We start from the raw sequence: 11032 nt of genomic DNA on the forward strand, positions 1-11032 counted from the left end.
CGTCGCGCGTCGCGCGTGGCGCAGCGCGCGTCGCGTGGCGCACGTTGGGCGTGAGCGCGTCGCGTGGCGCGCGTTGGGCGTGAGCTCGTCGCGTGGCGCGTGGCGCGTGGCGAGACGTGCGTCGGCGCTCCGCACATCCTCGCTGGCGAGCTGCCGATGGTCACGGCCTCCCCCTCGGGGAAGCGCCGGCCGTCGGCAGCTCGTCGTCGTGTCAGCCGTCCGTGAGGTCGTGGACCATCGCGCAACCGACGGCCCGCGCCGCGTGATCCCGTCCCCCGACTGCCCCATGGCGCGGCGGTGCGGCCTGCATCACCCACGCCTCCTCAGCCCCGCCGGATTCGGTGCGGGTGCGGGTGCGGGCAACTCCTGTCTCGGGGCGCGCCCTGCCTCCGGGTCCCTGTCTTCTCCGCCCACGCCTCTTCAGGAGTCCTGCGTTGTCGACACGCGCCTCCTCGGCGGTGCTGCGTTGCCCGTGCGCGCCCTCCTCTGCCCCTGCAGGTGCGGGCAACTCCTGTCTCGGGGTGCGCCCCGCCTCGAGGTCCCTGTCTTCCCGGCCCGCGCCTCCTCGGCAGTCCTGCGTTGCCGACACGCGCCTCCTCGGGTATCTGCTTCCTCGGCGTCCGGGCCGACGCGGACACGGGCTTCGAGCGCGAGTAACGTCCGGGCACGTGCAGATGATGCAGACTTGCAGGCTGCGCACCCGACGTCACGCATCCCCGGGAGGCCGACCCATGACAAGCTCACCCACCACCTCGTCGAACGGCGCCCCGGGCGGAGGCACGCGCAGCCTCGTCCCGGCCCGGATGGACCGTCTGCCGTGGACGAGGTTCCACTGGTCGATCGTCGTGGGCCTGGGTTCTCCTGGGTGCTCGACGGGCTCGAGATCCAGATCGTGGCTTCGGCCGGGTTCCAGGCGGACCTCGGGCTCACCTCGGCCGAGGTCGGACTGCTGGGCACGATCTACCTCGTCGGCCAGGTCTTCGGGGCCCTCATCTTCGGGCGGATGGCCGACAGCCTCGGACGCAAGAAGCTGTTCATCCTGACCCTGGCGATCTACCTCGTGGCGAGCGCCATCGCGGGACTGTCGCCGAACTTCGTCTTCCTGGCCGTGTTCCGGTTCTTCGCCGGTGCAGGGATCGGCGGAGAGTACGCCGCCATCAACTCGGCGATCGACGAACTCATCCCGTCGAAGTACCGCGGACGCGTCGACATCGCGATCAACGGGACGTACTGGGGCGGCGCGGCCCTGGGCGCGACGGCCAACATCTTCTTGCTCGACCCCGACCTGTTCGCCGAGAACGTCGGCTGGCGCATCGGGTTCTTCATCGGCCCCGTGCTCGGCCTCGCGATCATCTACCTGCGCCGCCACATCCCGGAGAGCCCGCGGTGGCTGATGACCCACGGACGCGAGAAGGAGGCCGAGGCGACGGTCGACGACATCGAGGCCCGCGTCGAGAAGGACAAGGGCACCGACCACCTCACCCCCGTGTCGGACGACCAGGCCATCGAGGTGGTCGCGGCGGGGCGGATCGGGTTCGGCACCATCATCCGCACCCTGGTACACGACTACCCGAAGCGAACCTTCGTCGGCGCCGCGATGATGATCACGCAGTCGTTCCTCTACAACGCGATCTTCTTCACCTACGCACTCGTGCTGCAGAACTTCTACGGCACGAGCCCCAGCAGCACGCAGTACTTCTTCCTGATCTTCGCCGTGGGAAACCTGCTCGGGCCGCTGGTGCTGGGGCCGCTGTTCGACAGCTGGGGTCGACGTCAGATGATCTTCCTGACGTACGCCGTGTCGGCGGCGGTGCTCGCCGTGTCGGCGATCCTGTTCCAGGCGGACGTGCTGAACGCCGCGACACAGACCGCGTTCTGGAGCGTCTCGTTCTTCTTCGCCTCGGCAGGCGCGTCGTCGGCCTACCTGACGGTGAGCGAGATCTTCCCGCTCGAGCTACGGAGTCAGGTCATCGGCTACTTCTTCGCCCTCGGACAGATCGTCGGCGCCGTCGCTCCGAGCCTCTACGGCGCCCTCATCGGCGACGGGAGCGACCGGGGCCCCCTCACGGGCGGGTACTTCCTGGGCGCCGGCGTCATGCTGGTCGGCGGTGTCATCGCGCTCATCTTCGGAGTCGACGCGGCTCGCAAGTCGCTCGAGACGATCACCACTCCGCTGTCGGTCGTCCCCTCGTCGAAGCAGTCGCCGCGGAGCTGAGTTGCACTGGCCGCGCGGGCAGGGTGGCTGCACCGAGCCGCCGGGCGGCTTGGCCAGGCCGGCGGCTTGGCCAGGCCGGGCGGCGGGCTGTGCCTCGCGACCGGCTTGGCCCGGCCGTGCGGCGCGATGAAGGCCAGCGGGACGGGCCCCGAGCTACGCCGTTAGGTCCCCCCGATCAGGAACTCCTGACCGGCGCGTCGTGGCGGAATCGCCAGCCGCCACGATCTGCGACCCCGGGGTCCGAGCACTCGCGGCAATGAGGAGTTGCCGACATCCTCGGCGCGACGGGGGCCACCCGCCGTGAAGATCAGCGCATCGATCGCCTCGGCCGTCGACTGCCACCTGTTCTTCACCATCATGGCGCTCGCCCGGAACGGCACCCGCCCCTCACGGGCGATGTCGGCGTCCTTGACCCGGTCCTCGTCGAAACGCCGTTCATGGTGTGCTCGTCCATCGGTCTCGAAGCCGATGATGCCGTCGACTACCATGTCGATGATCTTGTTCGTCCCCGAGACGGGGATCTGACGCACGACGTGGCGTCCCGCGCGTCGGAGTCTCGTTCCGGCGGCGCTCTCGAGGATGCTCTCCGCGCCTCCTTCACTCCATGCGACGAGGCCGGCAGCGTCCATGCTCTTGCGGGACAACACCTCGGCGGCGTCGTCATCGTCCTGGACGATGCCGGCCTCCCTCGCCCAGTCGACGAGGATCACCGCGTCCTCGAAGGATCGCGCCTCCACGACCGCCCGGGCCAGGGCGTCGCGAGGATCGACCGCCCAGGTCGATCCTCGGCCACTCAGGTCGACAGGGTCCCAGACGACACGGACCCCTCGGCGCCTCCGGAGGCGCGAGGCCGTCACCGGAACCGACACGGTGACGGGCGGTCGGCGCGACGACCACGACCACGCCCCGAGCAGGTGGAGGGCGGAGGCTCCCGTGAGCCGGCCACCGACCGCCACCGCGACGTACCGGGGGTCATGGGGCGACCACGTGGAGTACCACCCCCGCCGGGGCCGGATGACGCTGCGGGATCGCACGGCGACGGTGAGGTGACGGTCGGTCGCGCCGTGGGCGACGAGGTCGCGCTTGTGGAGCAGGCCTCCGGCGGACGAGACCAGTTCGGCGATCGTGGTCATGTCCACGAGCGTGTCGGAATCGCGGTAGCCGTCACCTCCGCGCGACTCGCACCGGGGACGCACGGCGGCGGCGGGCCCCTGGGGACGAGACGACGCCGGACTGGTGTGACCTTATCCGCGGTCGGGACCGGCCTGCCGTCGGCAACTCCGGTCTCCTGCCCAGACCTGATGTCGTGCGAGAGTTCCGGCCGGGCGGCGATGCCCTGGGGCAGGAGTTGCCGACCGTACTGGTGCGATGTCGGCAACTCCTGCATCGGGCGTCGGCGTCGCGACGGAGGCGCGAGGGTTCCGGCTCGGGAAGCCGACAGCCCGGAGTTGCCGACCGGGACAGACCCTTGGCGCTGACAGCAAGCCGAACGGGACAGGACGGGGACGGGGACGGCACAGGGGCGGGACGAGGCGAGGCGCGGCGAGGCGGGGCGGGGGCGGGGGCGGGGCGGCGATCAGGGAGTCGTGACCGCTGGGGGCATGCGCGCGAGGTCCGGACCGATGCCGATGTCGACGAGCACGACGCGTCCGGCTCGCTCAGCCCCCGGGCCCACGACGAGCCCGACCTTGTGGCCACCGAACGTGACGGTGACGTCCGCGGGGAGCACGTGGGGCGGATCGGGGAGGGCCCCGTCGTCCACCCCGATGCCGCTCGGAACGTCGACCGCGATCACTCGTGGTGCGGGTCCGATGGCGTCGCCGTCCGCGGCCGAACCTCCGGCCGGGGACGTCCCTGCGTCCCTCCCCGTCCCCGATGCCGATGCCGATGCCGCAGCCGCTTCCGCACCCACACCCCATGTCGCACCAGCGACCACCGGCAGCACCGCCCGCACCACGCGCAGCGAATCCCCCCGGAGCCCCGCACCGTTCGAGCCCGTCCCGACGAGTCCGTCGAGCAGCACGTCGTACGCGGGCAGAACCCCCGCCACGACCGCAGCGTCGCACCAGGCTTCGACGTCGTCGAGCACGGCCCCTGCCGCGAGCGCCGCGGCCAGGGCGGCCTCGTGTACCCGTGACCCCACCGGCACGACCGTCACCGCGCCGCCCTGTGGCACGAGCTCGCGGGCGAGCGACTCCCCGGCGTAGAGCGCGTCACCGCCGTTGTTGCCGCTTCCGACGAGCAACAGGATGCGGCCCGCACGACCGTCCCGGGAGGACGAGGAGGCGCGCAACACGTCGCGCACGACGTCCGCGAGACCGTCGGCCGCCCGCCTCATCAAGGGTTCGCCCGCCTCCAGGTGTGGGCGCTCCGCCTCACGGATCTGTGCCGCCGTCCAAGCCTCGACCATGCGTCCACCCTCCTCCCCTCGACCGCCGGATGACCGGGCCGCCCACCCCGGTCCGCCACGGCGCCGGGCCCTGCCGTGCCGCACCGTGCCGAGGGAGGACCTGCTCGTACGGCACCGACCGAGTCGGTAACTCCGGGCCTGTGACGCGCAGGCGGCCGAGGGCGCCGCCCACGGGAGGCACGGGCGGCACGAGGGAGGAGTTGCCGACATCGCGCGCCACTCGGCACCTCGGACGACCCGACCGCGAGCAGACCCGAGTCGACCGTCACCTGACGAGAACGGCACGACGAGCGGGACGTGCAGCGGGCACGACGCGCGAGACGCGCGCAGCGAGCGGGACGCGCAGCGGGCACGACGAGCGGGACGCGCGCAGCGAGCAGAACGAGCACAGCGAGCACAGCGAGCACTACGACCACAACCGTCACGAGCTGTGCGGCGCTGCCAGACTGTCGGGATGCGTGCGACCACCCCGAACCCCGTCGACGGCACCGAGATCGCCTACGAGGTCGACGGGGACGGCCCGCCGCTCCTGCTCGTGCACGGCTCGGGCCTCTCGCGCGGCACCTGGCGGGGGCTCGGCTACCTCCGGGACATGCAGCGCGACTTCACGGTGGTCGCGCTCGACATGCGCGGCCACGGCAAGAGCGGCAAGCCCCACGACCCCGAGTCGTACGCGATGGACCTGCACCGTGGTGACGTCGGCGCCGTGCTCGACGCCACGGGCCTCGAGCCCGCGCACTACGTCGGTTACTCGTTCGGCGCCCGCATCGGGCTGTCCGTCGCGGCGCACGAGCCCCGGCGCCTCCGGACGCTGACCATGATCGGTGGCAGCTGGGCCGCGATGAACGGCAACATCGGAGCGACCTTCACGCCCGACTGGCACGACGCCCTGACGACGGGTGGCATGGCCCGCTTCGTCGACCGCTGGGGCGAGACGATCGGCCGTCCGATCGATCCCGAGACCCGTCTGGCCTTCATGCAGGACGATCCGATCGCCCTGGCCGCCTTCTTCACCGCGGCCGAGACCGGTGGCGGCCTGACGGTCCCCCAGCTCGACTCGGTCGAGGTCCCCACCCTCCTGCTGGCCGGCACGCGGGACGTCGACCGCCACCGCGAGTCCCAGGAGGCCGCCCGCCGGATGCCGGCAGCCGTCTTCTACTCGCTCGTCGGCCAGGACCACGCCTCGTCGCTGCTCCCCGTCGACCAGGTGACCGACCTGCTGCGCACCTTCCTCGAGACCGTCGACGCCTGAGGCCCGCCCCGACGGGTCGTCGACCCGGAGGCGCGGCGCCGGAACGCAGAACGCGACCCGGAGGCGCGGTCCCCTAACGCAGGACGCGACCAAGAGGCGCGGTGCCGGAGCGCAGGACGCCACGGGACGACCCCGGCGAGCGCCGGTGCGCGCCGACTGCGAGAATGGACGCACCATGGGCATCAGTCGGCGAGCGTTCTTGACGGGATCGGTCTCGGGGGCCGCGATCCTCGTGCTGTCGGCCTGCACGACGGACTCCCCCGCGCCGACGGCCAGCCCCACCCCGTCCGCGACCACGCCGACCCCCACGCCGACGCCGACCTCGTCGGGCACGGTCGCCCCCGCCGCCTTCCGCCGCAGCTCGTGGGCCGACGATCCCTACTCCCTCGGGGCGACGAGCCACCTCACCCCCGGCACCTCCGACGCCGACCGCCGCTTGCTCGGCACCCCGCTCGACGACCGCCTCTTCTTCGCCGGAGAAGCCGTCGCCTCGACGATGGGCGGCACGGTCTACGGTGCGCGCCAGTCGGGCTTCGACGTCGCGGCGCAGGTCGCCGGGGTCGCCGCGGCCGACGAGCGCATCGCCGTGATCGGCGCCGGGATCGCGGGCGCGACCGCGGCGCGGTCCCTCGTCGACCGTGGCTACGACGTCGTGGTCGTCGAGGCCCGCGGCCGGGTCGGCGGCCGGGTGCACAGCGTGCACGACGACGACTGGCCCTACCCGGTCGAACTCGGCGTCGGCCTGCTCGAGGGCCCCGGGTCGGTGGCCCTCCAGGCTGCACTCGCCCTCGCCCGCGTCCGCACCCGGCCGCTCGACGACACCGTCGAGGTCCGGACGTCCGACGGTGCGGTCGACTCCCTCGGCGACGCCGCCGACCGTCTCGACCGGGCCGCGTCCTGGGCCGCGGGGCGCTCCACCACGACCGACGCCGACTCCGGCACGAGCGTCGCCGACGCCCTCTCCGGCTCGGGGGCCGACGACGTCTCGGCCCTGCCCGGTCCCGACGGGGTCTCGGACGCCGACCGCCTCGCCCTCGTGCTCGACGACCTCCTCCCGGCCCGCTGGGGGGTCGGGGCCGACGACCTCGCCGCCTCGGCCCTCGGCGACGACCCCGCGGGCGACCTGCTGCCCACCGGCGCCTCCGTGGTGACGGGTGGCCTGTCGGGCTTCGTCGCGGGCCTGCTCGACGGCCTCGACGTGCTCCGCGACAGCAACGTCGTCCGCGTGCAGTACGGCGACCAGGGCGTGGGGCTGAGGCTCGCGACCGGCGAGTCGCTCTCGGTCGACCGCGCCGTGTCGACCATCCCCCTGGGCGTGCTGAAGACCGGCGTGCCCGAGTTCTCACCCGACCTGCCGTCCACCCACACGGACGCGATCGAGGCCCTCGGCGTCGGCACGCGCGAGGTGCTCTGGTTGCGCTTCGACGAGGCCTTCTGGTCCACCCAGGCCACGGTCTGGGCCATGCTCGACGACGACGCCCCCTACCGGCTCTTCGTCAACCTCATGCCGGCGACCGGCGCACCCGTGCTCGTCGCGCTGACCGGTGGCGACGCGGCGGCCGAGGTCGCCGGCCTCGACGACGACGCGGCGGTGGCCGCGGCGATGCAGAGCCTGGCGCCCTACCTCGACCTCGTGGCCGCCGGGTCCCCCGCGCCCACCGACGAGCCGACGGCCGACCCGACGTCCTGACCCGCGCCTCCTCGTCCGTCGACCGCAGGAGGCGCGGTGCCCGTCGCCGACGCCGGCCCGCCACCCTGCCGTGCCCGCGCGTGCGGCCGCACGTGGCTCAGCGCGACGAGCCCCACGAGCACCCCGACGATCGTGCCCAGGGCGATGCCGTTGTACAACAGGAACTCGCCCGGCCAGGTGACCTGCGCCGGGTCGAGGAAGAAGTACGGGTACCAGCCGACGTCGGCGCCGCGGACGATCGTGAACACGCCCCACACGAGCGGGAAGACCAGCACCACCGAGAGCACCCGCCACCGAACCCGCGGCCGGTCGGGGCCGAACACCCAGTCCACGAGCACGAACGTCGGGATCACGAAGTGCAGCAGCTGGCTCGACCAGGGCACCTCGATGCGGTAGTCGTGACTCGCCGACTCGGCGACGATGATGCCGAACACGATGCCCGACACGATCACGTAGGTGCTGACCAGGGCGTGGACTCCCGCGAACCAGCCGGGCTCCTGTCGCCCGCGCAACGACACGACGCCCGCGAAGGCGAGCACCACGACGTTCGCCATGTTGCTCTGCTGCGTGAAGTAGCTGAAGTAGTTGATCGAGCTGAACGTGCTGAAACCGAGCACGTAGACGAAGTCGGCGACGAGGGCGACCACGCCGACGGCGGCCGCGAGCAGGCGCAGGACGCCGACGATCCGTCGCACCGTGTCACGCCCTCCGGATCTGGTCGGCTGTGGTCGGGGGAAACGTCGATCGTACTAGGTGCCCGCGCGACGCCCCGACGTGCGGAGGCCGGGCCCGCTCGTCGTGACGACGTGCGGACCCGGCCTCGGTGCCTCGGCGTCGCGACCCGGCGCGACGTCGTGCCGATCAGGCGATCAGCTGGGGATGTAGTTGAACTCGTCCGGGTTCGGACCGGTGCGCTCGTCCTTGTTCAGGGCGGTGATGGCGGCCACGTCGGCGTCGGTCAGCTCGAAGTCGAAGAGATCGAAGTTCTCTTCCACGCGAGAGCGCGTGACCGACTTCGGGAAGACGATGTCGCCACGCTGGATGTGCCAGCGAAGCGTCACCTGTGCGGTCGTCTTGCCGACGCGCTCGGCGATCTCGGTGATGGTCTCGTCCTTGAGGACGCCGCCCTGGGCGATGGGCGACCAGGCCTCGGTGTGGATGCCCTTCGAGACGCCGAACTCGCGCAGCGCGTCCTGGGTCAGGTAGGGGTGCACCTCGATCTGGTTGACGACCGGGACGACCGAGCCCTCGTCGAGGACGCGCTCGAGGTGGGGCTGCTGGAAGTTCGAGACGCCGATGGACTTCGCGCGGCCACTGGCGTGGATCTCTTCGAGGGCCTTCCAGGTCTCGACGTAGTCGACGTCGATGCCGGGCAGCGGCCAGTGGATGAGGAACAGGTCGACGTAGTCCTGCTTCAGCGCGTCGAGCGTGCCGTCGAACGCCTTCAGCGCGTCGTCACGCTTGTGGAAGCCGTTGTTGAGCTTCGAGGTGACGAAGATCTCGCTGCGGTCGATGCCGCTCTCGGCGATCGCCTCGCCGACGCCCGCCTCGTTGCCGTACATCTCGGCGGTGTCGATGTGGCGGTAACCGACCTCGAACGCGGTGAGGGTGGCGTCCTTGGTCTCGGCCGGGTCGACCTGGTAGACGCCGAACCCGAGCTGAGGGATCTGGATTCCGTTGTTCAGGGTGATGGTGGGGATCGTGGTCATGTGTAGAGCCAACCACTCACCCCCGTCGAACCTTCCGAGGAAACCCTGGTGGACGTACCCCGGGCGTGTTACTGTGGTGAGTCGCTTGGGTCCTTCTTCTCAGAAGTGCCCCGTGCGGTGACGACCGAGTCCACACCGGTGCACCGCCCGAACAGCCTCGCGAGACGACCTCGCCGGATGCGCACGATGACCACCGATCATCGTTGCCCTACTTCTCCGGCCGCCGTCACCGCAGGCCCGACCACCGCCGTCAGGCGGACCACGAGCGCCCATCCGGCATCTCGTGCCACGGATTCTGTCGCAACACAGAGCACACATCGAAATCGAGCATCATGAACGACATCATCAGCATCACCGGCACGGTCACGACCGCGCCCACCCTCACCACCGCCCGCCTCGTCGAGTTCGTCGTCGTCGACGACCGCGGCACCCAGTTCGCCGTCCGCGCCTGGCGCGACGACGTCACCGCCGCCGTGCGCGTCGGTGCGTCGGTCGTCGTCGACGGAGCGGCCGGCTGGGTCATCCCCGGTCGCAGCTGGCGCCACGAGCCCAGCCGCACCATCGTGCAGGCCTCGTCGGTCGAGACCCGCGAGCTCGCCCTGGCCGCCTAGGCCCCGGCGGCGCCCGCGGGCGCGACGACCCGAGGAGGCGCGGTGAGGCTGACGGCCGCACCGCGCCTCCTGCGGTTCCCGGCCCCACGACGACGGGCCCGGCCACCGAGGAGGTGACCGGGCCCGACGTCGTGTGCGGAACCCGCGAGGTCAGAGCCCCCGGGCGCGGACCAGGATCGGACGGTGGTCGCTGATGCCGGCCGGCAGGGTGACGACGTCCTCGATCTTGAGGTCGTAGCTCGTCGCGAAGTCGAAGTGGCCCTTGACGTACTTGTAGCCGAGGTAGGTCGGGGTCGAACTGCGGGTCAGCACGAAGCCGTCCCGCTCGATGTGCTTGCGGAGACCGCCGTGGAACCACGGGTAGTTGAAGTCGCCCACCATGAGCATCGGCACGCCGGGCGCCAGCGCTCGCATGAGGCGGTGCGCCGACTCGACCTGCTTCTTCCGCAGGGCGTTCGTGGCGGTGAGCGGGGCGGCGTGGAACGAGCCGATCAGCACGTCACGTCCGCTCTGCCGGTCGGCCAGGTGCATGGCCAGGAGACGCTCGTGCGCCGGCGACATCACCCGGTCGTGCATCGACTTCTTCAGCGCGTAGACGTTCGTCCCCAGCAACTCGAAGCGCGAACGGCGGTAGTAGGCCGCCAGCCCGAGACGGTTGTTGTGCGTCGACGCCGCGAGGGCGAACTCGCCGAACTCGTCGGGGATGTCCTTCGTGTCGGCCTCTTGCAGGCAGAGCACGTCGGCGTCGTTGTCCTCGGCGAGCGACCGGATCTCGCCCTTGGCCGTGTGCTCGCGAAGGTTGTAGCTGACGACGCGCATCGTGTGTCCGTTGTCTTCTGTCACGAGTAGCGAACCTAGTCCACGTCTGTTTCGGGGAGGTGCAGGTTGGACGAAAGGGGGGTGCCGGGTGAGGCGGACGTCGTGTCCGCCGCACCCGGCACCCCCTGACGGTCGGCTACTCGCCGCGGTGGCTGCGGTCGGCGTCACCGGTCAGCGCCGCGCGGGCCGCACGGCGACGGGCCGAGACGACGAGCGCTGCACCGAGCAGGGTCAGCAGTGCGGCCAGCGTGACCGGGCCGGCCAGCTCGGCGCCGGTGAAGGCGAGACCGGTGGTCGCTGCCGCGGCGGCGTGTCGAGGCGTCGAC

At 71.6% G+C, this 11032-nt stretch carries 10 protein-coding genes; 4 read left to right on the top strand and 6 right to left on the bottom strand.

Translation table 11 applies throughout. The annotated features are described in order from the left end of the window. The first annotated feature begins 817 nt into the window (after positions 1 to 817). On the top strand, positions 818 to 2215 hold the full coding sequence (locus tag IFT36_RS12895; protein WP_307785100.1) for an MFS transporter: 1398 nt from the start codon (positions 818 to 820) through the stop codon (positions 2213 to 2215). A gap of 161 nt (positions 2216 to 2376) precedes the next feature. Here IFT36_RS12895 and IFT36_RS12900 read toward each other — a convergent pair whose 3' ends face one another. Beyond that, positions 2377 to 3348 (bottom strand): glycyl-tRNA synthetase, encoded by a 972-nt coding sequence (locus tag IFT36_RS12900; protein ID WP_159825982.1) that lies wholly within the window; start codon positions 3346 to 3348, stop codon positions 2377 to 2379. Between the two features lie 443 nt (positions 3349 to 3791). Then, positions 3792 to 4625 carry an NAD(P)H-hydrate epimerase gene (locus IFT36_RS12905; RefSeq protein ID WP_200413332.1) on the bottom strand — a complete coding sequence of 278 codons (834 nt, stop codon included), beginning with the start codon at positions 4623 to 4625 and terminating at the stop codon, positions 3792 to 3794. Between the two features lie 454 nt (positions 4626 to 5079). Here IFT36_RS12905 and IFT36_RS12910 point away from each other — a divergent pair, with 454 nt between their 5' ends. Continuing rightward, complete coding sequence (locus IFT36_RS12910; protein WP_200413333.1) at positions 5080 to 5877, top strand: alpha/beta fold hydrolase; 798 nt, start codon at positions 5080 to 5082, stop codon at positions 5875 to 5877. A gap of 175 nt (positions 5878 to 6052) precedes the next feature. Then, the gene (locus IFT36_RS12915; RefSeq protein WP_200413334.1) at positions 6053 to 7567 is read left to right on the top strand and encodes a flavin monoamine oxidase family protein; all 1515 of its coding nucleotides are present in this window, start codon (positions 6053 to 6055) and stop codon (positions 7565 to 7567) included. Here IFT36_RS12915 and IFT36_RS12920 read toward each other — a convergent pair. Together IFT36_RS12920 and IFT36_RS12925 are read right to left on the bottom strand one after the other, a co-directional pair. Then, positions 7498 to 8262, bottom strand: coding sequence for a Pr6Pr family membrane protein (locus IFT36_RS12920; RefSeq protein ID WP_056046700.1), 765 nt, complete (start codon positions 8260 to 8262; stop codon positions 7498 to 7500). The two genes, IFT36_RS12915 and IFT36_RS12920, sit on opposite strands and share 70 nt — an antisense overlap. 174 nt (positions 8263 to 8436) lie before the next feature. Next, positions 8437 to 9276: an aldo/keto reductase gene (locus IFT36_RS12925; protein WP_159825978.1), complete on the bottom strand. Its 840-nt coding sequence runs from the start codon at positions 9274 to 9276 to the stop codon at positions 8437 to 8439. 332 nt (positions 9277 to 9608) lie between these two features. Here IFT36_RS12925 and IFT36_RS12930 point away from each other — a divergent pair, with 332 nt between their 5' ends. Continuing rightward, positions 9609 to 9887, top strand: a complete 279-nt coding sequence (locus IFT36_RS12930) for a hypothetical protein (RefSeq protein ID WP_056046704.1) — start codon at positions 9609 to 9611, stop codon at positions 9885 to 9887. A gap of 150 nt (positions 9888 to 10037) precedes the next feature. Here the strand turns inward: IFT36_RS12930 and IFT36_RS12935 are convergent, their stop codons facing one another. Then, complete coding sequence (locus tag IFT36_RS12935) at positions 10038 to 10730, bottom strand: endonuclease/exonuclease/phosphatase family protein (protein WP_307785101.1); 693 nt, start codon at positions 10728 to 10730, stop codon at positions 10038 to 10040. Positions 10731 to 10842: 112 nt separating this feature from the next. Next, positions 10843 to 11032: hypothetical protein (locus IFT36_RS12940; RefSeq protein WP_200413335.1), on the bottom strand; the 190-nt coding region annotated here is incomplete at its 5' end.

Origin of the sequence: Frigoribacterium sp. CFBP 13605 (genome assembly GCF_014839405.1) — a bacterium.
Taxonomy (GTDB): domain Bacteria; phylum Actinomycetota; class Actinomycetes; order Actinomycetales; family Microbacteriaceae; genus Frigoribacterium.

What these genes read in the sequence shown, in the direction of transcription:
- IFT36_RS12900 (WP_159825982.1), bottom strand. Translation starts at nt 3,348, where the DNA reads ATGACCACGATCGCCGAACTGGTCTCGTCCGCCGGAGGCCTGCTCCAC.
- IFT36_RS12905 (WP_200413332.1), bottom strand. Translation starts at nt 4,625, where the DNA reads ATGGTCGAGGCTTGGACGGCGGCACAGATCCGTGAGGCGGAGCGCCCA.
- IFT36_RS12910 (WP_200413333.1), top strand. Translation starts at nt 5,080, where the DNA reads ATGCGTGCGACCACCCCGAACCCCGTCGACGGCACCGAGATCGCCTAC.
- IFT36_RS12915 (WP_200413334.1), top strand. Translation starts at nt 6,053, where the DNA reads ATGGGCATCAGTCGGCGAGCGTTCTTGACGGGATCGGTCTCGGGGGCC.
- IFT36_RS12925 (WP_159825978.1), bottom strand. Translation starts at nt 9,276, where the DNA reads ATGACCACGATCCCCACCATCACCCTGAACAACGGAATCCAGATCCCT.
- IFT36_RS12930 (WP_056046704.1), top strand. Translation starts at nt 9,609, where the DNA reads ATGAACGACATCATCAGCATCACCGGCACGGTCACGACCGCGCCCACC.